Source organism: Carnobacterium sp. 17-4 (assembly GCF_000195575.1).
In the GTDB taxonomy this organism is placed as follows: Bacteria; Bacillota; Bacilli; order Lactobacillales; family Carnobacteriaceae; genus Carnobacterium_B.
Map to the genome: position 1 here is coordinate 1973430 of NC_015391.1, position 23519 is coordinate 1996948.

Below are 23519 nucleotides of genomic sequence, written 5' to 3' on the forward strand. Positions count from 1 at the left end.
CCTAGATAATCTAAGGACTCTTTTACTCTTTCAATTAAACTTTAAGCATCAAGTGGATCTTTACCTAAATAAGCTTGCAACATCCAAACCGTTTTATCTACACCCGTTTTATATCCAATCAGCAAGTCTTGTGTTGCATCGTCCCCTGCTTCACCAGTGAGAACAATTCCTTTTGCTAATTTATCACCAATGATTCTATAGTCTGTAACAGTTGATACTACCATTTCTTCAGCGGTTTCTTTTCCGTCATAAGGAGTTTCTTTAACTAGAGAATGTTCTAAAAACTCTCCTAAAGTCGCATAAGGTTTTCCACCTACTGCAATCAAACGCTCTGCCAATTCATCAAATTGCTCTGTCACTCCGCTATATAGTTCTTCAAATTCTTCATGTAATGTAAAGAAATGAGCACCTTTTACGTAGAAGTGATGTTGATACAGTTTAATGTTAAAGACCCCGTATGTTGCAACCAATTCATTTAACAATTCTTGTACTTCAGTTTGTTTTTTCACTATTCTATTCCTCCTATTTATTTTATTTACTAACCTATACTTATTGTATTCTACCTGAAAAATATAGTCTAGCATTAACCCTTGTTTTTAAAATTATTTGAACGATGGTTATTCATTAAATAAATAGATTATTTTAATCATTTAGAATAGTTTATGGTCAATTTACGAAGAAAAGAATCCCTATCATCGCATTTCATGATTATTTGTGCTAAAATGGTCAAGATATATAAAAGAATAGGGGTAAATAAATTAAATGATTACAGTAACTAATGTAAGTTTACAATTTTCAGATAGAAAATTGTTCGATGACGTAAATATAAAATTCATTCCTGGCAATTGTTATGGTCTAATTGGTGCAAATGGTGCAGGTAAGTCAACTTTCTTAAAAATATTAGCTGGTGAGATTCAACCTTCAACCGGTAATGTTTCTATGGGTCCTGATGAACGTTTGACTACTTTAAGTCAAAATCACTACGGTTTTGAAGATTATACTGTTTTAGAAACAGTAATTATGGGACACAAACGTTTATACGAAATAATGAAAGAAAAAGATGCTGTTTACATGAAAGCTGACTTCACTGATGCAGATGGTATTTTAGCTGCTGAACTAGAAGGCGAATTTGCTGAATTAGATGGCTGGGAAGCTGAACCTCAAGCAGCTGTTATGTTGCAAGGTCTAGGTATTTCAGAAGCTATGCTTGACAAAAAAATGAGCGAGTTAACAGAAGGTTTTAAAGTTAAAGTCTTGTTAGCACAAGCTCTATTTGGTAAACCTGATGTTCTTCTATTGGATGAGCCTACCAATGGTTTAGACAAACAATCAATTGAATGGTTAGAAGAATTCTTAATTGATTTCCCTAATACTGTTATTGTTGTTTCACATGACCGTCACTTCTTAAACAAAGTTTGTACTCACATGGCTGACGTTGACTTTAGTAAAATCAAGTTATATGTTGGAAACTACGACTTCTGGTTAGAATCTAGTCAATTAGCTTCTAAATTATTAGGAAACGTTAATGCTAAAAAAGAAGAGCAAATTAAAGAATTACAAGCCTTTATTGCTCGATTTAGTGCAAATGCGTCTAAATCAAAACAAGCAACGTCTCGTAAAAAAATGTTAGAAAAAATCACATTAGATGATATTCAACCTTCTTCTCGTCGTTACCCATTCGTTGGGTTTACTCCTGATCGTGATATCGGAAATGACTTGCTTCGTGTTGAAAACATTTCTAAAACAATCGATGGTAAAAAAATATTAGATAATATTACTTTTACATTGAATAAAGACGATAAAGTTGCCTTTACAAGTAAAAATGATATTGCTATTACAGTATTGTTTAAAATATTGATGGGCGAAATGGAACCTGATACAGGTACATTCAAATGGGGAGTTACCACTTCTCAATCTTATTTACCAAAAGATACTACTGATGAATTTTTAAATGAAAAGTTAACAGTTGTTGATTGGTTACGCCAGTTCGCTTCTGCTGAAGAAAATGATAACACGTTCTTACGTAGTTTCTTAGGCCGTATGCTATTCTCTGGTGAAGATGTACTAAAAGAAGTATCTGTTCTTTCCGGTGGAGAAAAAGTTCGTTGTATGTTATCTAAAATGATGTTAAGCAAATCAAACGTTTTAGTAATGGACGACCCTACAAATCATTTGGATTTAGAATCTATTACAGCTTTAAATGATGGTTTGATTGCTTTTAAAGGCTCAATCTTGTTTGGTTCACATGACCACCAATTTATCCAAACCATTGCAAATCGTATTATCGAAATTTCTCCAAATGGAGTTGTCGATCGTGCTGAAACAACTTATGATGATTTCTTAGATAATAAATCTGTTAAAGAACAAATTGCAGCTTTATACACTAACTAATCAGTCTAAATTATGCTCAATAGGCTTCCCTAACTCCAATTGATTAGAGTTAAGGAAGCCTATTTTTTTAGTTTTACTAGATTTTATTCAGTTAACTCATCTCTCTAATAATAGAACTACACCCAAAAAGTTGGACTCAACTTTTTGGGTGTAGTTCTATTATTCAAAAATTCAAATTAGCTGACTATTCATTCTCCATTAATTCACCGATTACTTTATTTCTGCCCTGATTTTTAGCCATATATAAACAGCGATCTGCTAACCTGAATAATTTTTTCATATCTTTACTTTGAGCAGATGCTGCCAATCCAATCGAGACCGTTATCTGGATGCTAGTTCCATTTTCTAATACGAATTCTTTATCAGCTATACTAGATCTGATATTTTCGGCTATTTCTTTTTGTGCAACATAAGGAAGATCATTTAAAATTAAACAAAACTCTTCACCGCCGACACGGTAAACCAGTTCATTATCCGGAGCTCCGATTTTCAAACTCGTTGCTAATTGTCGTAAAATGAAATTACCATTTTCATGACCATGGTTATCATTTATCCATTTAAAGTAATCAATATCGATCATCATTAATGCTGTCGTTTCAATTGTTTTATCCGCTTGAATCCTTTGCCATTTTTTATTAAATGCTCTCATGTTATATAGACCAGTTAAAAAATCCATTTTTGCGTGTTCTTTTTCATTTAAATACAATGCAAGATTTTTTAGTAAATCTTCAATAAAAGCCGTTGCCAAAATCACTACCAAGCTGGAGAGCACCAAAAAACTACTATAAATAAGGAAATATACTAAGAAATTATCGTATAAAAAATATGAATTCAAAGCAATAGAGGCAACACATATTGCATTGAGAATCAATAAAACGGTATATTTATTATTAAATTGTTTTTCTAATTTCTTGCACACCATTGGCAATATACATCCCAGCACAACATACATCATTGCCATTCGAAGCGATACTAGGTTCACTCCTAATGACAAACGCAGTGCTGAAATGAAAATAGCTGTGGGAAAAGCAACTGTGGGGCCAACATAGTAAACTAATAAAATTAAAACAATGTGTCTCAGATCTATTATAGCTCCTTTAGGCAAATCAACTGAAAAAAGCATCAATAGAAAACTAGTTAGACTAGAGACTCCAATCATTAACAGATGTTGTTTTACGTTTAGCGTATAAGTTTTTTTCCTTGGAATCAATTTAACGAATATGTAAGATGCTGTACTAAGAATCGATATATTCGCGATAATGCTTAAAAATATAGATGTCAGCATAGCAAACACCTCCAATCAGTTAGTTATAATAAACAAGGTAGGATAATGTACAATTTTCATTCTGCTTCAGATAACTTTTCTTTTTTCTATGTAAAAACACCTTCGATTTGTATACTGATTTCCAGCATAACCTCTCGAAGGTACTTATATTAATCGGGTTTGGGAATGGTTTGGTTTACTTTCTAGCTTTATGCACTTTTAATTTTTTCCCTTTAATCGTACGATCTTGCATTTCTTCTATCACTAAAGGTCCTTTTCCATTCAATATATCAATATACGTGACATTTTCTTGAATGGTGATAATGCCAATATCATCAGCATTAATTCCAGGAATTTTAGCAATGGTCCCAACAAAATCGACTGCACGCATTTTTTTCTTTTTACCGCCATTAAAATACACTTTAGTAATGCCACGATTCAATTCTTTTGAACGTACTTGTTTCAATGGTGGACGTTCTTGTAATTTTTTCTCGAAAGCAGATTTATGACTTTGAACTAATCGTGTAGTTGGCAATGAGACTTCAATAACCGTCTGCCCAGCATACTCTTTCACTTCATTCCACCATTTTTCTTCTTTAGGTGTAACCAGTGTCAAAGCCATTCCAGTTTTTCCAGCTCTACCCGTACGACCAGTACGATGCACAAAGCTTTCTTTTTCTACTGGTACGTCAAAGTTGACTACGTGTGTGACATTTTCAATATCGATTCCTCTGGCAGCAACATCCGTTGCCACTAAATAACGAAATCTTCCTTGTCTGAAATCATCCATAACTGAAAAACGATCCTCTTGAACCATTCCACCATGAATTTTATCAATTGGCAATCCTGCTTTATTTAAAAATGTGTATAAGTTATTCACAGCTTCTTGTGTATTGCAAAAAATCATACATGAATCTGCGTTTTCCACAGTTAATAAGTCGAGCAGTTGTTGCTCTTTCTTGTCTTCTTGTACCTTGACACTTGATTGAATAATTTTAGGTTTTGACAATTCCGTTGTCTCGATAACAATGGATTGCTTATCTGGCTTCATGTAAAAACTTGCTATACGTTCAATTTCTTTTGGCATCGTTGCTGAGAAAAGTAGCGTTTGACGTTCTGCAGGTAAAAAGTTAATGATTGCTTCTACTTGGTCCGCAAATCCCATATTTAACATCTCATCAGCTTCATCTAAGACTAAGCATTCGATTTTTTCTATTTTGAATGTTCCTTTTTGTAAGTGATCTAATACACGTCCAGGTGTACCTACAACAATATGACTTTTCTGTTTTAACTCAGATTTTTGAGTATCGAATGAGGCTTTACCATAGACCGCAGTAGCCTTTACTCTTTTCAAGCGACCAACATTCATTAGGTCTTCTTTAACTTGAATAGCCAGTTCTCTTGTTGGAACTAAAACGAGCACTTGGGGTTTATTTTCTTCCCAATCGACTTTTTCACATAGCGGCACTCCATAACTAACTGTTTTTCCGCTTCCTGTTTGAGATTCTACAATAACATCTTTTCCTTCTAATGCTAATGGAATTACTTCTTCTTGAACTTTAGTGGGATGAAAGTAACGTAAGCTTGTCAATGCGGCAATAATCTCATCACTAATTGCAAATTCTTCAAATGTTTTCTTTTTATTCATAATAACCTCTTTCAATTGTTCAGTTTCTCCTAGTATAACAGCATATTCACAAAATTACTGTCTTTTAAAGAGATAATTTAGTAAAACTACTTAATTAATGTCCGGAATCGAACCTTTTAATAACTGTTTCTCTATTGAGTTTCATATAAGAACATAAAAAAACGTGGTATACTACTAACGAAAATGATTAGTTTTTTTATAGGAGGAATCATAGTGAAGACTATTCTTGTATTGCATACTGGCGGAACCATCTCAATGAGTGAGGATCAAACAACTGGAAAAGTTTCTCCAAACTCAGAAAACCCTTTAAATAAACGTGGGCATTTGTTTGATAATGTGGCGAATATGATTGTCGAGGATTTTTTCCACTTGCCTTCTCCACATATGACACCTGATAAAATGCTTTTATTAAAAAATCGAATCCAACAAGCAATTGCTGCTAATGAAGCAGATGGAGTTGTCATTACTCATGGAACAGACACTTTGGAAGAAACAGCCTATTTTTTGGATTTGACACTAAAAACAACGATCCCAATTGTTGTAACCGGAGCTATGCGTTCAATTAACGAAGTCGGTTCAGACGGACTATACAATTTCCAAAGTGCTATCTGGGTTGCTTTATCTCAAGAAGCTAAAGAAAAAGGTGTTTTAGTCGTGATGAATGATGAGATCCATACTGCGCGCTATGTGACCAAAACCCACACAAGTAATGTAGCTACTTTCCAAACACCTACGTTTGGTCCAATTGGATTGATTTCAAAAAATAAGGTACTCTTTTTTCAAAAATTAATTGAAGAAGAAATTTATTCAATCAAGACTGTCCATAAAAATATTTTTCTGCTGAAAGTTTACGCTGGAATGGATGGAACGTTATTTGATGCTATAAATCATCCTACCACTGATGGCCTCGTGATTGAAGCTTTGGGTGCTGGGAACCTACCACCTGCTACTTTATCTGCCCTAAATCGTTTGATAGCCAATCATATTCCCGTAGTGCTTGTGTCACGCTCATTTAACGGTATTGCGCAAGATGTCTATGATTACAAAGGTGGAGGTAAACAGTTAAAAGAAGCTGGCGTTATTTTTGCAACTGGATTATCTGGTCCTAAAGCACGTATTAAATTACAAGTGGTTTTAAGCCAAGGTACCTTAACCCGCTCACTTGAAGAGTACTTTTAATAAAAAAAACGTTCAGTTTTGCTGAACGGTTTTTTTATTTTTTTAGTTACTCAACTGTTTTCCATACAATACTGGCTTCACAATTTGTAACTCCTTCAGCCACGATACGATGGGCTGTAATCATGTCGTTGTCTGTATTTTTTGTTGCACTCATTTCACTGTGGATCAATTGTCCATAATGTACTTCCTTTTCAAACTTAATTGTCATACTTTTTATTTCATGTGTTGTAAGAAACTCAAGATTTAATGTATCTATAGCCCACTCGATGTATTTAGAGTTGTTCACATGACGATTGCTGTCAATATCTAAGTATCTTACACGGTATTCTTTAGAGATCATTGTTTCTTCATCAACTTTTATCGGCTTTGGACTGCGCACCAATTTTTTAGTGAATTCAGTTTCGTATGGTGCTACAATTTCATCTGGCACACGTGCCATTTTGCGTTCTTTCACATTCATTAGAGCAAATGTGCTATTAACAGTCACACATAAATTGCCCTCAGCATCGTATACATTAAATATCCGGTAACAAAATAATTTGTTATATGAGGTAGCTTGGGTTGTAATGTTGATTGTTTCATAAAAAGCAGGCATACGTTCAACGTTCACTTCATATTGAAGAATGATCCATGCTAATCCTTTCTCAGCTAAAACTTCGTCCCCTACTCCTAATAAATAGCTTTGCTCACCAGATACATGGAGCATAATATTTAACAGCATAGAAAGTGTCATTTTTTGAGTTGTATCACACTCGTAATATTTAATCTGATGCTCTTTTTCGTATATTTTACCGCTCATTCAAAATCCTCATTTCTATTAAAATTCTTATTTAAGGATAGCACATTTTTATTAAAAACACCTGAAAAATAAGACTATTCATTACCATTTTTACTTCACACATTATTTTAAACATGGAATTTCTGAGCTAGAAAAAAGAGACTAAGAAAAGCTTAGTCTCTCCTTTCTACATTAGTGGTCTTTGAGATATCCTATTAGAGAATTAACTTGTGGATAGTCTTTTACCTTTACCTCATTACATCTTTTTCAACAATTCAGATTGGGTTGAATACAATTGGTAATACAATCCTTTTTCAGCCATCAACTCATCATGGCTGCCCGATTCTCTAATTTTCTTATCTGCAATATAAAAAATACGTGAACTATTTTTTATAGTTGATAGCCTATGAGCAATAATAAATGCCGTTCTGCCTTCCAGCAAGCGATCCAATCCTTCTTGTAGTAACATTTCTGTTTGTGTATCAATACTGGAAGTGGCTTCATCCAATATGAGTACTTTTGGATCAGCCAGCAAGGTACGAGCAAATGAAATCAACTGTCTTTGTCCCGCAGATAATGTGCTTCCGCGTTCTTTAACAACAGTACGGTAACCATCTTTTAAGGCTATGATAAAGTCATGCGCTCGAACGATTTTTGCAGCATGTATAATTTCTTCTTCAGTAGCGTCCAACTTACCAAAACGAATATTCTCCATGATGGTTCCAGAAAAGATGAACGTGTCTTGGAGCATCACACCTATTTCATTTCTTAATGAATTTAAGGTTACTTTTCGAATATCAATTCCATCTACCAAAATTTCTCCAGAATCTACATCATAAAAACGAGTCATTAAATTAATAATAGTCGATTTACCTGCACCTGTCGGACCGACTAGCGCAATAGTTTCTCCGGAACGAACTTGGAACGAAAGATCTTCAAAAATTGGTTGATCCTTTTTATACCCGAATGTTACATCATTAAACACAACATATCCTTGGATAGGAGGCAATTCAAAGGCATTCGGTGCATCTTGAATTTCTGGTTCAATGTCCATCAATTCAAAAATACGTTCCAAGTAAACCATACCTGTTACTAGGCTGTTATAAAAATTACCAATGTTGATCATTGGATTCCAAAAGTTATTAACATAACCGATAAAGGCAATCAAAATACCGGTAGATACATCTATTCCAAGTCCATTTAACCCAACAAAATAAATTATTGAAATTGTTAGAGTAGCAATGTTTTGAATAAACGGCGCAAGTAAGAATTGAATTTTCACTGCATGCATCCAAGATGATCGCTGATCTTCGCTCACTTCTGAAAAAATATCTCTATTAACATTTTCTCGTGTAAACGATTGGGTGACCTTTATTCCAGCTACACTTTCGTGAATATAGGCATTCAATCCTGCTTGTTTACTGCTGACTTCTTCATATGCTTCTCGTTGTTTCTTTTGAATCACTAAAGTCACAACAAACAAAACTGGTAGTAAGATAAAACTATAAAGTGTTAATCGAACATCCATAGTAAACATTATGGCTAATGTAACAACTAGACTCATGACGTCAGACAAGACGTTGATTAAACCATTAGACAATAAATCACTTAGCGAATTAATGTAATTGACGACACGAGTAACAATTTTTCCATGAGGACGGCTATCAAAGAAGGAAAACGGCAGCTTTTGCAAATGAACAAAGACATCGGTTCTCATATCCTTTAATACATTTTGTCCCAATAAAGTGATATTTCTTATTCGGTATCTTGAAGACCAGCCACCAAATAACTGAGCCAGTGAAAACAGGATAATGATCCACATCAACTGTGTAGTATTTTTATTGGGAATTGTTTCATCAATAACAACACTTGTAAAGTAAGGTCCTAAAACTAAAACTATATTGGAAACCAAAATCGCAAAAAAGAGTTTTAAAAATCCACTTTTATACGGGGAAAGGTATTTACCAACTCTTTTCAAGAGGTTCGTACTTGCTGCTTGTTTATTCTTTTCTTCATTTGAACTTTCAGTCTGCTCCATTTGTCTCTACCTCCTCTTCATCAGATTGCCCTAATTGTTTCTGATAAATTCTATAGTAATACCCTTTTTTATCTAGTAGAGAAGCATGGTTTCCTCTTTCAATGATTTTCCCTTTAGACAAGATGATAATCTCATCAGCAGATTTTACAGAAGATATTCGATTAGCAATAATAAAGGTTGTTTTTTCCTTCATTAACTCGCCTAATCCTTGTTGGATTTTTACTTCCGTTTCCATATCTACAGCAGAAGTTGTATCATCTAAAATTAAAATAGATGGATCTTTCATCAAACCTCTTGCTAACGATATCCGCTGCCGTTGTCCTCCTGACAATCCACTGCCTCTTTCTCCTAAATACGTATCATACTGTTCAGGCATACTTTGGATAAATGGATCGGCATCTGCCACTCGTGCGCTTTTTTGAACACGCTCAAGATCTGCTCCAGGAGTTCCAAATGAAATGTTTTTTTGAATCGAATCGGAAAATAGAAAGACATCTTGCATAACAATCGCAATGTGACTCCTCAATTCTTTTACGTTCCATTTCTTTGCATCGATTCCATCGATTAATACTTTCCCCTCAGTAGGGTCAAAGAAACGCGAGATAAGATTAACCAAAGTTGATTTACCGGACCCTGTCTCTCCTAAGATTCCAATAGTCATACCTGGCTTAGCTTTTAGCGAAATATGACTCAAAACAGGCGTTTCAGGATCATCCGCAAAAGAAAATGAAACATCTTGAAATTCAACAACACCTTGAATAGTCTTAGCAGATTCTTTTTCTTCAATAGGAATCATTGGCTTAGCAGCTAACATTTCACGGATTTTATAAGAAGAAGCAATAAATCTCTGTAAATCATTCACATACCAACCAACATTACGCATTGGCAAGTTCAGCATCCATATGAAACCATTAAACGCAACCAAATCACCTAAACTCATAGACCCATTGATTACTAAAAATCCACCGTATCCTAACGTAATGACCGATAAGAATCCTGCAAGTGTTTCTAATGGCGGTAAATACGTTCTTGTTACATTAGCAGAATCCATATTACGTTGTTTATAATCCTCATTATATTTATCAAATTTTTCTTTTTCATAATCTTCTCTTGCAAAAGCTTTAATAACTTTATTACCACTAACATTTTCTTCAACCATTGAATTTAATCTTGAAAAACTTTCTCGAATTTCATAATAAACAGCATTTGCTTTTCCTGATAGTAAAACCGTTAGAATCCCTATAAAAGGTGTAACAATTAATAAAGCTAGCATTAGTCGCCATTCTATAAATCCCATTACTATGATTGCTGATACTAACAACAATAGATTATCCAAAACATTATACGACAACCATGAAATGGCATGACGAATGGCATCAGTGTCCCCAGACATCCGAGCCATGATATCTCCTACGCGTGTGTTATTGAAAAATGCAAAATCAAGTTCTTGAAGTTTTTTATACAACGCATCTCTCATTTGGTAGATTGCGTCTTGTCCTATCTGTTCGAACATAATCTGATACACATACCTTAACACCGTTCGCAACACCGTAGCACCTACCATTAAGGCTAACAATGGGATAAGAAGATTGCTCTGCGCATCCACAATGACTCGATCGACAATTTCTCCGCCAATCAATGGTGAAACAATATTTAATACCGCGACAATGACCACCATAAAAATTCCCACTAGTGCTTTTACCTTATTTGATTTGATGTACTGCGAAACCCATTTAATACTGCTCATACAACAATGCCCCCTACTCTCACTTTTCATATACTAATAAGCAACTATTGCTTTTCATAAATTAGTGATAAAAACTAAGAAATTTTTCTATCAGCGATAACTAAGTTAGTATTCTTTATTTACTATTCGAGCTTCGAGTTAATAACTCATTCATTCCTTTCTATTATATTTGATTAGGAATATGAATACACTTATTCTGCTCACTGGTGTCGACTATGTAAATCTATTTTTTTATTTTTTCACTGTTCATTTACTGTAAAACGGCCTTTATTAAATAACGCAAATGAACTCAAAAAATTGCATTGGCTGCATCCAATACGTAAAAGGGCTGGAATAGTATTCCAGCCCTTTTAACCATATAATTAAAATCATTTGTCTATTTTAAAGCAATTTGGTTTCCTTTTCTATTGGGAAGAAAGTTTTTTCGCGAATGTCAAAATAATGCTCTCTAAAGGGATGCTCAGAATCTGCATTCCAAGGTTTAGCATGCCCACAGAAATGAATAACAGCAGGATTTTCTCTTGCTTCATTCCATTTTAATTGCCCTTGTATCGTTGGGTGTTCTTTTTCCTGCAACATCATATACGTTTGGGCATTCCAACGTGGATCCAGATCTAACCATCTATCATGTAGGATAGCATTCAACGCATCTTGATCATGGAATTTTAATTTTTCAGGATTATTTTCAATGAAAGCTAAGACTTGTTCGGTTATTTTTTCTTCACGCCACTTTTCTAAATTCATTACCATAAGGCCTGAATTAAAGTAAAGATCTGTTTCGCTCTCAATTTCCATTTTTTCTAAACGGTTATGAAAACCAGCATCTTCAACTGCACCTAATAGTTGATCTCCTAAATCAACTTCCCAAAGTGCTTCAATATCTTCTAACGTAATCATATCGCAATCCATATAAATAGCACGTTTAGTTTCTTTTAATAGATTTGGAATTGAAATACGGTAGTAAGCCGTTTGCGGAATCCGATCGCTTTCTACTGCACCTGAAAATTCGGTAGGATCAATTGTGACATAACTGATTCTAGCATTATATTCGCCTACTGTACGATTCAATAAAAATTTTGAACGAAGAGAAATATTATCATCAATCACATAAAAGTGGAAAGTTGTATGTGTTTGTTTTGTTGTTAATAGTGAAAGAAAGAGTGTTGCCAAGTGTGGCACAAATGCTTCATTGCTCGATGAGACAATTGAAATACTTTTTTGTTCAACCATTGGTAATTCCTCCTTAATTTTGCTTCATTCTTATCTTGACTAAGGTATCTTAATATCGTCAGATAAGTATCCATCTTTAGAAGAGCTACTCTTCTAGTTTTCTAATTTATCTTATTTAGTTTGATTAACAGCATCTTTTTTAGTTACTTCATCATAAAAAGGCGTTTTTTTTAATTCTTCCAAATACTTTTTAGTATAAGGATGGTATTCATCAGAATTCCATGGTTTATCATGTCCCGTGAAATGTACAATGGATGGCTGATTAACAGCTTCTTTATACGTTTTAGCATAGTACTCATTTGGTGGTTGATGCCTTTCAAAGACTAAAGAAGTTTGAGCATTCCATTTTGGATGAAGTGCATACCACTTCTCATAAAGGGTTCCATTCAAGGCATCTTGATCATGATAAATAATTTTATCTGTTTGTTCTTCAAGAAACGTCAATGTTTTTTCAGTAATTTTAGCCTTACGCCAATTATCCAAATCCATTAACAACAAGCCAGAATTAAAATAATAATCCTCTGTTTCAATTCCTAATCTAGGATGAACTAAGGCTTGTCCAGGATCGATTACAGCACCAACCACCTTATCTCCAATATCCGTTTCATATAATTTTGAAATATCATCCAATACTAAAACATCGCTATCGATGTATAATACTTTTTTATAATGTTTATCGTCTAACAAATCTGGTAACGATATTCTATAGTACGCTGTTTGTGTGATATGGTCGCTTTCCATTACATCTGCATACAATTCTGAATCCACTTCTAAATAATTAATTGTAGCAGTATGATTGGAAATAATTTGTTCTAATTTTTCTTTACTCTCAGAAGTTATGTGATCATCAATAATGTAAAATGCTACATCGTAATCACTTGAAAGATTATCTAAAATTGTTTTTAGAGTGACACTTAGGTAAGGTGCATAATTATTATCTGCCGCACTTACAATCGGAATTAGTTTTCTTTCTCCCATTTCCAACCATCCTTTCTATCGTTTTATTAAATAATCATGAGTATTTAATTAAGATTTGAATTCTGTCTATACAAAATTCTACCTCTTTATTCTTTTTTTTACAAACGATACGCCTTGATATAACAACGTTTACTTTAAAAAAAAGAAAAAATAGCGTATTTAACAATCGTTTACACCCTCTAATGACTAGCTTTCTTTGACTTTTAGTTCTTTAGTACTATAGAAAAAATTTCTTTTTAATGTATACTAAATTTAAACTCAAAAATAAAAAAATTACCTATTATTCCTTATTTATAAAAATTAGCTTGTCTAATTTATCAAGATAGTAAGTGAAAGAGAAGAAGGTCTTATAGTGAAAATTTATCTTATGTTAACCGATACAAATACTGTTTTTTCAAGAGCCATTAAATTGTACACAAAAGCAACGTATAATCATGCTTCGATTGCTTTGGAACCTTCCTTATTAAAACCTTACAGTTTTGGTCGTAAATATGCGCATAATCCTTTTTGGGGTGGTTTTGTCGAAGAAGATTTATCTCGTCATTATTTTTCAAGAGCCCAATGTGCCATTTATGCCTGTGAAGTATCCGAAGAACAATATAAAAACCTAGTTGAATTGCTATCTTTTTACAATCAAACTAAAGATATCTATCGTTATAATTTAATTGGTTTAGTTACTTTAGCTTTAAATATCGATTTTGATAGGCCTGATTCTTACTTTTGTTCACAATTTGTAGCATCCGTTCTTAATGAAAGTGGTATACATACATTTGAAAAAGAGCCGCATTTTGTTACACCCGAAGATTTAAGCCACCTTTCTATATTTGAACAGCTTTATTCGGGTTCATTGATGGACTATCTTTTAACGGTTTCTGAAGAAGAAACTAAACCGCAATTGTTATTATCATAAATATAAAGAAAATAGTATGAGTAAACAAAAAAAATCAAGACAAAAGTCTTGATTTTTTTTCTATACTTTTATGGTAGCGTGACTTCCTCTAGAAGATTTTGTTACTTCAATATGGACTGGTATTCTCGTTTTCAACTCTTCAACATGGGAAATAATCCCTACTAATCGACCGCGTTGATTTAATTCAAATAATGTTTCAATTGCACTGTCCAATGAATCCACATCTAGTGTACCAAAACCTTCATCAATGAATAAAGTGTCTACACTGACTCCTCCACTATGATTTTGAATCACATCACTTAAACCTAAGGCTAGTGCTAAAGATGCTTTAAAACTTTCTCCACCCGATAAGGTTTTAACACTTCTTTTCATGCCAGTGTAATTATCAAATACATCTAGATCCAATCCTTTAGGACCTGCACCTTTTGTTTTTTCTTTATTACGGATGAGCGAATAACGATTAGTAGTCATTTGAGTGAATCGTGTGTTCGCTGCTTCAATGATTTCTTCAAAATAAATCCCCAAAACATACCGCTCGAATGAAATATAATCTGTTTCTTTTGATCCATTAGCCATTTCAGCTAGCTCTTTGTACATTAGATATTCTTCTTGTTGATCCTTTTTTGCATGATGGTTCAGTTGAATTTGAGAAAGAATAGATTGTACGGTTTTGTTCGTTCCAATCTGTTCATGCTGTTGTTCTTTCAACGTCCTGCTTTCACGTTCAATTTCTTGATTATCCAATGCATATACTTCATAGGATTGAGTGGTGCCTTCTTTTTCAAGCAGCTTTTTTTGTTCCAAGATATTCGCTTGATTCGTCCATTTTTTCTTATCAAACGATTCTATTTCTTCTCCCCATTGCTGCTTAGTTTCTTGTTTCAATAAATAGCTTTCGAAAGTATCTTCTAAGTGGTTTACTGCTAATTGTTGCTTCAATTTCCCTCCCATCTCAGACTCTCGTTCAAGTAATGCCTTCACTTGTTTTTCAAAAGATTTCGTACTTGTCTGGTACTGGGTCAACAATCTTTCTAGTTGAACTTTCTTTTCTTGAGCTTCGACGTAGTCTTTTTCAATATGTGTGATCTCATTTGTTTTTTCTTCAATTTGTTTTTGCAGAACCGATAGATCCGTTTCTGTTACAGTTGTATTTAACAAATCAATTTCTATTTTCAATTCATCAATCCGCTTTTTATTGTATTGAACTGAAGATTGAAGTTCTTGAATGGTTGATTCTTTTTCTTTTATTTGAAGTACTTTTTCTTGTTTATTCTTCTCAATTTTTCCTTCTGTATTTATCCTCTTTTGCAAATCAGCTAACTCTACTATTAATTGCTGTTGTTGCTTATTTTCATTGGATACTTGGCACTCAATTTTATTTCGTTCATCTTGTACGTCGCTTTTTTGAATATCTAAGCTTTTTTCACCAGAGTGAATAGCTTTATTTAATCCTTGTAACTCAATAGAGATTCGATCAAACTTCATACCTGCTTCATTTTTTTGTATTTCTAACTCTTCCAGCATTTCTTTTGAAATCGTGTCTGATGCCACAAGTGCCGGAGAAGGATGATGAAGCGATCCGCAAACAGGACATGCTTTATTCTCTTCTAATTCATTAGCTAGAACACCAGCGATATTTCGATTATAAACCAACCGTTGTTCTTGGTATTGTCTTTCTATTTGAGTAAATTGGTTTTCTATTTCTTGAAATTCACTAGCTTTAACAGCTTGTTTTTCTAAAAACATACTTAGCTCATTTAAAGACTCTTGCTGTTTTTTAGTTTCGTATTGTCTTTGCTGTAAACTACTTGTTTCGCGCTGTTTCTCCAACATATTTATTTTTGCCTGTTGGATTTCTTTCAGTTCAAGTTCTTGTTCTTTTAGTTGTTCTTCCACTGTGTCAACTTGGATTTTTAGAAATTGAACCGACTGTAAGTGTTGCTCATTTTCTTCCTCTAAGTTAGCTTGCACATCGTACTTAGTTGATCGCTCACTCAGTAACTTTTCTTGTTCTTTCAAATTGTTTAAAGCTTCTCGCCTATTTGGCAATTCATTATAAGCCGTTTGTAAAGCAACATAATTTTTTTCTGTTTCATCTAATTGATCTACTGTTTTAGCTAACTTCAGTTGTTCTGCGTATTGTTCTTTTTCAATGCCCTCTTTTTCGTTAACGATTCTTTCTAATTGCCGTTTTACTTCCAAACAATCTTCTGCTTTTTTAGCAAGCTCTAAATTTACACGTTTGGTTTCAATCATTTCTTTACTGTCGTCCAACAAGTTCTTTTCTTTTTCTAAAGAATCTACAACAGTTAACAAATCTATTTTCCGTTGATTGCTATGATATTTCCCATCTAAAGTTGCGAGTTCTTTTTCAATGTCCACAATATTTTTTTGATAACTCTCAACTACATGACCCAATTCTTTTATAATAGTTGGTATATCGAAATATGCAACAGCTTCATTTAAGATATCATTAGAGTGCTCAGGTATCATTCCGACAAATTGTTGTAAGGTACTCTCACTTTGGTTTATTTCTTGTTTTAGATCGCTGGCCTTTTCTTTTAAGATCGATTGAAATTCTTTGATCATATCTGTTTGGAAAATATTCCGAAAAATCTTTTCCTTATCCGCGCTGTTAGATTCCAACATTTTTTTAAATTCGCCTTGAGGAAGCATAACAATCTGCTTGAATTGTTCATACGATAATGAAAGCAATTCCTGAATTTCTTTGTTTGCTTCATTAATTTTAGTTGTAACTGTACCGTTATGATGAAATTCTACTTCTGAAGACCAATTTTTCAACTTTCCATTTTTACCTGGTCCCTTTTGTACTGGGCTTCTTTTAATAAAATATTTTTTACCCGTTATTTCAAATTCTAACTCTACGAAACAGAGCACTTCATCAGTAGCAAATTGTGATTTAAAAGAATCTTTTCCACGACTTGTTCCACTTGCATCATCATATAGAGCGTAAGCGATAGCATCGAATATCGTGGTTTTCCCTGCCCCAGTAGGACCACTTACTAAGAATAATGTTTGTTGGTGAAATTGAGTAAAATCAATCACAACTTTTTCTTTATAAGGCCCAAAAGCATTCATAACTAATTTTAATGGTCTCATGCTACTCACCTCTCTCCATTTCATGCAAAATGTTGTTAATGATACTTTTGTGTTCAACAGTTAAATCTTTTTCTTTGTAATGTGCATAGAAATCATCAAAAATATCTTGGACTGATAATTTTTTCAAGTGTTCCTGATGCATAGTTGATGCGTTTTCTTCACGTTCTTTTCGAGCCGCATACTCCAAGCCCATAGCATTTGGATAACGACGACGCAGTTGATTCATTGCATCCATAACAAAATTTTCATCCAGCAATTCAAAAAATACATAATCGTCTGAATGTTGTTCCATTAATGTAGCAAAGAAACCTTTGAGGACACGCATATCTCGTTTAGATTCGATGTAGATCGGTTCAATCTCAACATGATTTTTTTCTAACGTTACTAGGGATACTTGTTTTTTATGCACCGCTTCTGATTTCGAATATTTTAATATTGATCCGCTGTAACGAATACGATCGTGCTTTACTTTTTGAGCCTTATGCAAATGACCCAACGCTACATAATCAAAATCTTCAAACAGCTCCACGCTTACGTATTCGGCCGTTCCAATACTTAACGGTCTTTCTGAATCAGTCGTTTCAGAAGTATCATTGGTTAAATTAATGACATATCCATGTGCTATCAAAACGTTTATTTCTGAAGGATCCATTTCTTTTTTGATGGCTTCTATTTGAACCCTTGTAGCGTCTTCTAGACTTTTGATTGACTCGTCTTGCAGCAGCTCTCTAATATAAGCATAGTCTGCAAAAGGTAGTAAATAAAAGTTAACTCCTTTAAGAGTTACTTTTCTTGTCACCTCTTTGACCGTTCCTTCAATATAGAGCTGGTTGGTTGCTAAAAGATCTGCTCCATATTCTACTCTTTCATTGCTATCATGGTTGCCTGCTATGACCAAAATAGGAAGATCAACTTCTTGAATCAGTCTTGTTAATACTTTATTAGCTAAGGCTACTGCTTCTTTTGAAGGCATCGCACGGTCATATAAATCTCCCGCCATAATTAAAGCGTCAACCTGTATTGTTTTTAATTTTTTAATTAATTGATCAAGAAAATATTCTTGATCTTCTAACATCGACATTTCATTGACAATTTTCCCAATATGCCAGTCTGCTGTATGTAATAATCGCATAGGTACTCTCCTTTGTTAACATTCCTGTAAAAATTTAGCTTATCTCTTTTTTTAAGGTTCTTCTATCAAGAAGTATACTACGAATATTTCACTGAGAACACCAGCTAATATAACTTAACTATTTCTTCTGTTTTTGATGAGCATAAAAGGAGTCAATTATGCTATCATACTAGTAAACAGTAGTAAGGACTGAAACGCAGATATGAAAAAAAATTTCGACTTATATGAACATCTAGCTCAGTATTATGAAACGGATCAGATGGGAATTATTCATCATTCAAATTATATCCGTTGGTTTGAAGAAGCTAGAACCAATCTATTAGATCAAATGGGTTTTGGTTACGATCAAATGGAAAAACTCGGAATCATTGTTCCTGTTCTAGAGATTGCATGCCTCTACAAATCAATGGTGCATTACAACGACCGTGTTTATATCATACCTAAGATTGAAGCCTTTAACGGTATTCGTTTGACGATCTCTTATCAAATTCTAGATAAAACTACCGGGAAATTGCGGACGACCGGGGAGAGCAAACATTGTTTCTTAGACAAGGAAAATCGACCTGTTTCTTTGAAAAAAAAGCATCCGGAACTATATGATTTATTCGATGCCTACTTAGGTGTTGATTTATCAAAATAGTATATGTTGTCAGAAATGCTTAGTATGGATAGCTAACAACAAAAAAGCCAAAGAGATTTATTATTTAATCTCTTTGGCTTTTTACTATTATTTACTCGGACTTTTCTGTTATGACTTTTTGTACTGGTATATCAAATGGTTCTATTGGAAGAGCTGAAGTCACTTGTTTTGAGTAAATAAGTCCTACCGTACGATTGGGGAAGTCTTTCAAAAATCGGTCATAATACCCTCCACCAAAACCAACTCGGTACCCTTTTTCATCAAAAATCAATCCTGGAACCAATACTAAATCAATCTCCGTTTTACCTACCTTTTTTGTTTGTGCAGGTTTCGGCTCAATCAGATTATAAAAGCCCTTTTCTAACTGTTCCATGCTCGTGAAATCATAAAAAATCATTGCTTTATGTTCTGGAACGCACTTTGGAGCACAAACCGTTTTTCCTTCTTCCCAAGCTTTCTTGATGATTCCGAATGTATTCCATTCAAATCCTTGGGAAAGAGTAACGCCTATTCGCTTGGCTGACTTCCATTCGCTCGACCTAAATAAATTCTCCTCTAGTTTTATTTCAATTGCTGTTTTTTCTTCAGCAGAAATGCTATTGAGTAAAGTAATCATTTTTTTCCGCAATCCTTGCTTTTCTATTTTTTCTGTCATTATTTTTCTCTTCCTATCCGAGTACTTATATTACTTTGCTACTTTATAAGATTGGCTAATCATTTGATAAACATTGCTGGCAATCGTTGACCCTTTTTCAACTAATCGTTCAGCTTCTTGATTTAAAAGTTGTCTTTTTTGTTTATTTTGCATCTCTGTCGTGTTGATATAGACGCTTAAACTTGCTCCTTCTAAAGCTGCTTTACAAAAAACAATTCCCGTGCCAGCATCTGCTGTTAGCATGGTATTTCCTATTTCTGCTACTCGTTCAAGCAATTCAATCGCTCTTAACGCCTTTTTCATAATATCAATTGGCACAATTGTAGCGCCCTCTAAAGCTTCTTCCATTACCTTTTCTTTATACGCGATCTCCGTTGGCGTTTCTTTAGGCAACTTATAAGCTTGTGCTAGAGGGTAAAATGCATCTGCATCTTTTTGAATCAACTCTTCTAGCTCCAGCTTGATTTGTTCTAACTCTTCAACAATTTTTTCTACTTCAGTCTGAACGGCTTGATACTTTTTCTTTCCAATAGTAAAATTCCCAACCATACTACCTAAAGCAGTACCTAATGCAGCTACTAAGGCCGCTGCACCACCTGCTCCAGGTGTGGATTTTTTTGCAGAAAGTTCGGTTAGAAAATGTTCAATCGTTTGTTCTTTCATTGTCATGATCTCCTTTCTTTAATAGTTAAAGAAAATTAAAATAATCCAATGATTCTTCCATCCGCTAACACATCAATCGACTCTGCTGCCGGTACTTTTGGCAATCCTGGCATCGTCATAATATCACCCGTTAATACAACTATAAATCCCGCTCCAGCAGAAACTTTTACTTTTTTTATGGTCACTGTAAAATCTTCCGGTCGGCCTAGTTTATTTTTATCATCTGAGAAAGAATATTGTGTCTTTGCCATACAGATAGGTAGGTTCCCGAATCCAAGAGCTTCTAGACGAGTAATTTCTTTTTTTACTCCAGGAGCTAATGCAATTCCTTCACCCCCATATACTTTTTGAACCACTTTAGTCATTTTATCTACCAACGAATCCTCTAACTCATAAGCATACGTTAACGTACTTTTTTGTTCCGCCAAAATAACAACTGCTCTAGCTAGATCTTGTCCCCCATTACCGCCATTTTCCCAAACATCTGATAAAACAACATGTACCCCAAGTTCTTCACACTTTTCTTTCACTAATGCTAATTCTTCAGCGGTATCCGTTGGAAATTTATTGATGGCTACAACAGTTGGCATACCAAAAACGGTTTGCATATTTTCAATGTGCTTCATTAAATTAGGCAATCCTTTTTCAAGAGCTACCACATTCTCTTCTTTTAATTCTTTTTTAGCCATTCCTCCATGCATTTTCAATGCTCTTACCGTTGCTACGACTACAACCGCAGAAGGTTCCAAACCTGATAAACGGCATTTAATATCCATGAATTTTTCAGCACCTAGATCAGCACCAAATCCAGCTTCAGTGACAACATAATCTGCATATTTTAAAGCTAATTTCGTTGCTTTGATGCTGTTACATCCATGAGCGATATTGGCAAATGGTCCTCCATGAATAAACGCCGGTGTATGTTCCAATGTTTGAACCAAATTCGGTTTTAATGCTTCTTTTAATAAGGCTGCCATTGCTCCATGTGCTTTCAAATCTCCTGCAGTAACCGGTTGCCCAGCTACACTGTAGCCTACAATAATTCTTTTTAACTTTCCTTTCATTTCTTCCATATTCATTGATAAACATAAGATAGCCATAATTTCTGAAGCTACTGTAATATCAAATCCATCTTCGCGTGGAACACCATTCGTTTTACCATTTAATCCATCCACGATAAACCGCAATTGGCGATCATTCATATCTACCACACGTTTCCATGTAATATTTCGTGTATCAATCGCTAGTGCATTTCCGTGATGAATATGATTATCCAGCATAGCAGCTAATAAATTATTGGCTGCACTGATGGCATGGAAATCCCCTGTGAAATGCAAGTTTAAATCTTCCATTGGTACTACTTGAGCGTATCCGCCTCCTGCTGCGCCTCCTTTCATGCCAAAAACAGGTCCTAAAGACGGTTCTCTAAGCGCTATTGCAGCTTTTTTGCCTATTTTTTGAAGCCCATCTCCTAATCCAACTACTGTTGTTGTCTTGCCTTCTCCAGCTGGAGTTGGCGTAATAGCCGTTACAAGGATCAACTTACCATCTTTTTTAGTCTCTAAATCCGTTAACTCTAGTTCATTGATTTTAGCTTTATACTTTCCATACTGTTCAATCGCATTATCATTGATTCCTAATTTCTTAGCAATTTCTACTATTGGTTTCATTGTCGTTTCTTGTGCAATCGTGACATCTGTTTTAAATTTCATATGTATCCCTCCAGCTAGTTCTAAACTCATTATCTTATCCTTATATTACCATTTTTCTTAACGATTTCCTTCTAGAATTGTTTAATCAATTCATAGATTTTTTCTTTTTATTTCTTAATAAAAGAAAAAACGCTTAGCTTATGTTAAGCTAGACGTTTTTTTCCTATCCATATCCTTACTCATTCTTTTTTAAGATGTGCTTAAAGTAAATTTTATCTATGATAACTGCAATAGCATTATCCCCTGAAACATTTGCTGCAGTTCCAAAACTATCTTGCGTTAAATACAATGTTATCAAGAGATTTCCCAATACACCAGTAGGATCTATACCAACCATAGTCATAAAAGGTAAAGCACTCATAATTGCTCCACCGGGTGCTCCAGGCGCTGCTACCATAGCTATACCCAACATCGCAATAAATCCTGCCATCATGCCTAATTGCACCGGCATATTGTACATTAATAAAACAGCTGTTACACAAGAAATAACTGTAACAATACTTCCCAACAAATGAATCGTAGCACATAATGGGATGACAAATTCACGAATTTGTGCCGATACACCATTCTTTTTAGCTACTTCTAAATTCACCGGAATAGTTGCTGCCGAGGACTGTGTTCCAATTGCTGTTATATAACCTGGAATTTGATTTTTAATTAATATTAATGGATTTTTCTTTGTATAAAGTCCTGCAATCACAAAGAAGAGTGACACAAGGATAAGTTGTAAGCTAATCACAATTACAAATACTTTCCAAAAAACTGAAAGGATCGAAAATACACTTCCTGTATAACTCAAATTTACAAAATTACCAAATATAAAAATTGGCAGTCCCGGAATAATTAGTGAATTAAGTATTTTACTGATAATCAAACTAAATTCACTAAAAAAGTTATACATAGTATCTCCTTTGCCTTGTCCTCTTAACCAAGAGATACAAATCCCAATCATAAAAGAAAAAACAATGGCAGAAGTAACATCCATAATAGGCTCTATAGGAATCGAAAATAGTGGTGCAAGGCTGGCTTTTTCACCAATACCTTCAGCACTTAATCCACTATCAATAAATAATGGAAAAACATTCACAGCTATAAAATATGCGATAAAACCAGCAATCAATGTTGAAGAGTAGGCAATCAATGTGGTGATTCCCAAAAGCTTTCCTGCCCCTTGTGTAAGATCCGCAATACCCACTACCACAAAACCAATGATCATCAATGGGATAATAAAACTTAATAAACTACTGAATAGAGCAGAAATTGTAACCGGTATTTGAATAATGAAATCCGGCAAAAAAGCCAATTGTCCAAAAATAATACCTAAAATAATTGCTATTAGCAATTTTGTTACTAATCCTAATTTGATCCTTTTCATCTTTTATTCACTCCTTTTATAAACAAAAAAAGAATTTACTTTTTATCGATAAATTCTTC

Annotated in this window: 18 protein-coding genes; 4 read left to right on the forward strand and 14 right to left on the reverse strand. The window is 34.2% G+C overall.

What is annotated here, in order from left to right; translation table 11 throughout:
* Positions 1-41 precede the first annotated feature (41 nt).
* Complete coding sequence (locus tag CAR_RS09410) at positions 42-509, reverse strand: Dps family protein (RefSeq protein WP_013711491.1); 468 nt, start codon at positions 507-509, stop codon at positions 42-44.
* A gap of 253 nt (positions 510-762) precedes the next feature.
* Between CAR_RS09410 and CAR_RS09415 the strand changes: the two genes are divergently transcribed.
* Positions 763-2391 (forward strand): ABC-F family ATP-binding cassette domain-containing protein, encoded by a 1629-nt coding sequence (locus tag CAR_RS09415; protein ID WP_013711492.1) that lies wholly within the window; start codon positions 763-765, stop codon positions 2389-2391.
* A gap of 184 nt (positions 2392-2575) precedes the next feature.
* On the opposite strand, the gene CAR_RS09420 is transcribed toward CAR_RS09415, so the two are convergent.
* Positions 2576-3676, reverse strand: coding sequence for a diguanylate cyclase (locus CAR_RS09420; RefSeq protein ID WP_041556538.1), 1101 nt, complete (start codon positions 3674-3676; stop codon positions 2576-2578).
* A gap of 175 nt (positions 3677-3851) precedes the next feature.
* A complete protein-coding gene (locus CAR_RS09425) occupies positions 3852-5303 on the reverse strand; it encodes a DEAD/DEAH box helicase (protein WP_041556945.1) in 1452 nt (483 codons plus the stop codon).
* A gap of 213 nt (positions 5304-5516) precedes the next feature.
* Between CAR_RS09425 and CAR_RS09430 the strand changes: the two genes are divergently transcribed.
* Complete coding sequence (locus CAR_RS09430) at positions 5517-6482, forward strand: asparaginase (RefSeq protein ID WP_041556539.1); 966 nt, start codon at positions 5517-5519, stop codon at positions 6480-6482.
* Positions 6483-6528: 46 nt separating this feature from the next.
* Here CAR_RS09430 and CAR_RS09435 read toward each other — a convergent pair whose 3' ends face one another.
* The 5 genes from CAR_RS09435 to CAR_RS09455 all read right to left on the reverse strand — a co-directional run bounded on the left by CAR_RS09435 (position 6529) and on the right by CAR_RS09455 (position 13253).
* Positions 6529-7281, reverse strand: coding sequence for an acyl-[acyl-carrier-protein] thioesterase (locus tag CAR_RS09435; protein ID WP_013711496.1), 753 nt, complete (start codon positions 7279-7281; stop codon positions 6529-6531).
* A 235-nt stretch (positions 7282-7516) separates the two neighbouring features.
* On the reverse strand, positions 7517-9298 hold the full coding sequence (locus tag CAR_RS09440) for an ABC transporter ATP-binding protein (protein WP_013711497.1): 1782 nt from the start codon (positions 9296-9298) through the stop codon (positions 7517-7519).
* Complete coding sequence (locus CAR_RS09445; protein ID WP_013711498.1) at positions 9285-11045, reverse strand: ABC transporter ATP-binding protein; 1761 nt, start codon at positions 11043-11045, stop codon at positions 9285-9287. Before CAR_RS09445 ends, CAR_RS09440 begins: the two co-directional genes overlap by 14 nt.
* Before the next feature lie 381 nt (positions 11046-11426).
* Positions 11427-12275 carry a glycosyltransferase family 8 protein gene (locus tag CAR_RS09450; protein WP_013711499.1) on the reverse strand — a complete coding sequence of 283 codons (849 nt, stop codon included), beginning with the start codon at positions 12273-12275 and terminating at the stop codon, positions 11427-11429.
* Positions 12276-12386: 111 nt separating this feature from the next.
* Positions 12387-13253 carry a glycosyltransferase family 8 protein gene (locus CAR_RS09455; protein WP_013711500.1) on the reverse strand — a complete coding sequence of 289 codons (867 nt, stop codon included), beginning with the start codon at positions 13251-13253 and terminating at the stop codon, positions 12387-12389.
* 352 nt (positions 13254-13605) lie between these two features.
* Here CAR_RS09455 and CAR_RS09460 point away from each other — a divergent pair, with 352 nt between their 5' ends.
* Positions 13606-14163 (forward strand): hypothetical protein, encoded by a 558-nt coding sequence (locus tag CAR_RS09460; RefSeq protein WP_041556541.1) that lies wholly within the window; start codon positions 13606-13608, stop codon positions 14161-14163.
* Positions 14164-14223: 60 nt separating this feature from the next.
* Here CAR_RS09460 and CAR_RS09465 read toward each other — a convergent pair whose 3' ends face one another.
* Together CAR_RS09465 and CAR_RS09470 are read right to left on the reverse strand one after the other, a co-directional pair.
* Positions 14224-17283 (reverse strand): AAA family ATPase, encoded by a 3060-nt coding sequence (locus CAR_RS09465; RefSeq protein WP_013711502.1) that lies wholly within the window; start codon positions 17281-17283, stop codon positions 14224-14226.
* A gap of 1 nt (position 17284) precedes the next feature.
* Complete coding sequence (locus CAR_RS09470; protein WP_013711503.1) at positions 17285-18415, reverse strand: exonuclease SbcCD subunit D; 1131 nt, start codon at positions 18413-18415, stop codon at positions 17285-17287.
* Between the two features lie 202 nt (positions 18416-18617).
* Here CAR_RS09470 and CAR_RS09475 point away from each other — a divergent pair, with 202 nt between their 5' ends.
* Positions 18618-19055: an acyl-CoA thioesterase gene (locus CAR_RS09475; protein WP_013711504.1), complete on the forward strand. Its 438-nt coding sequence runs from the start codon at positions 18618-18620 to the stop codon at positions 19053-19055.
* A 91-nt stretch (positions 19056-19146) separates the two neighbouring features.
* Here the strand turns inward: CAR_RS09475 and CAR_RS09480 are convergent, their stop codons facing one another.
* The 4 genes from CAR_RS09480 to CAR_RS09495 form a co-directional block, all read right to left on the reverse strand.
* Positions 19147-19710 carry a 5-formyltetrahydrofolate cyclo-ligase gene (locus tag CAR_RS09480; RefSeq protein ID WP_013711505.1) on the reverse strand — a complete coding sequence of 188 codons (564 nt, stop codon included), beginning with the start codon at positions 19708-19710 and terminating at the stop codon, positions 19147-19149.
* A 30-nt stretch (positions 19711-19740) separates the two neighbouring features.
* Positions 19741-20373 carry a cyclodeaminase/cyclohydrolase family protein gene (locus tag CAR_RS09485; RefSeq protein ID WP_148229415.1) on the reverse strand — a complete coding sequence of 211 codons (633 nt, stop codon included), beginning with the start codon at positions 20371-20373 and terminating at the stop codon, positions 19741-19743.
* Positions 20374-20408: 35 nt separating this feature from the next.
* On the reverse strand, positions 20409-22085 hold the full coding sequence (locus CAR_RS09490; RefSeq protein ID WP_041556543.1) for a formate--tetrahydrofolate ligase: 1677 nt from the start codon (positions 22083-22085) through the stop codon (positions 20409-20411).
* 175 nt (positions 22086-22260) lie between these two features.
* Positions 22261-23460, reverse strand: coding sequence for a dicarboxylate/amino acid:cation symporter (locus CAR_RS09495; RefSeq protein ID WP_013711508.1), 1200 nt, complete (start codon positions 23458-23460; stop codon positions 22261-22263).
* Between the last annotated feature and the right edge of the window lie 59 nt (positions 23461-23519).

Excerpts from the sequence above, each read along its gene's own strand:
- CAR_RS09475 (WP_013711504.1), top strand. The coding sequence starts at position 18,618 with ATGAAAAAAAATTTCGACTTATATGAACATCTAGCTCAGTATTATGAA.
- CAR_RS09420 (WP_041556538.1), bottom strand. The coding sequence starts at position 3,676 with ATGCTGACATCTATATTTTTAAGCATTATCGCGAATATATCGATTCTT.
- CAR_RS09470 (WP_013711503.1), bottom strand. The coding sequence starts at position 18,415 with ATGCGATTATTACATACAGCAGACTGGCATATTGGGAAAATTGTCAAT.
- CAR_RS09485 (WP_148229415.1), bottom strand. The coding sequence starts at position 20,373 with ATGAAAGAACAAACGATTGAACATTTTCTAACCGAACTTTCTGCAAAA.
- CAR_RS09465 (WP_013711502.1), bottom strand. The coding sequence starts at position 17,283 with ATGAGACCATTAAAATTAGTTATGAATGCTTTTGGGCCTTATAAAGAA.
- CAR_RS09435 (WP_013711496.1), bottom strand. The coding sequence starts at position 7,281 with ATGAGCGGTAAAATATACGAAAAAGAGCATCAGATTAAATATTACGAG.
- CAR_RS09425 (WP_041556945.1), bottom strand. The coding sequence starts at position 5,303 with ATGAATAAAAAGAAAACATTTGAAGAATTTGCAATTAGTGATGAGATT.
- CAR_RS09440 (WP_013711497.1), bottom strand. The coding sequence starts at position 9,298 with ATGGAGCAGACTGAAAGTTCAAATGAAGAAAAGAATAAACAAGCAGCA.
- CAR_RS09490 (WP_041556543.1), bottom strand. The coding sequence starts at position 22,085 with ATGAAATTTAAAACAGATGTCACGATTGCACAAGAAACGACAATGAAA.
- CAR_RS09445 (WP_013711498.1), bottom strand. The coding sequence starts at position 11,045 with ATGAGCAGTATTAAATGGGTTTCGCAGTACATCAAATCAAATAAGGTA.
- CAR_RS09455 (WP_013711500.1), bottom strand. The coding sequence starts at position 13,253 with ATGGGAGAAAGAAAACTAATTCCGATTGTAAGTGCGGCAGATAATAAT.
- CAR_RS09480 (WP_013711505.1), bottom strand. The coding sequence starts at position 19,710 with ATGACAGAAAAAATAGAAAAGCAAGGATTGCGGAAAAAAATGATTACT.
- CAR_RS09495 (WP_013711508.1), bottom strand. The coding sequence starts at position 23,460 with ATGAAAAGGATCAAATTAGGATTAGTAACAAAATTGCTAATAGCAATT.
- CAR_RS09415 (WP_013711492.1), top strand. The coding sequence starts at position 763 with ATGATTACAGTAACTAATGTAAGTTTACAATTTTCAGATAGAAAATTG.
- CAR_RS09450 (WP_013711499.1), bottom strand. The coding sequence starts at position 12,275 with ATGGTTGAACAAAAAAGTATTTCAATTGTCTCATCGAGCAATGAAGCA.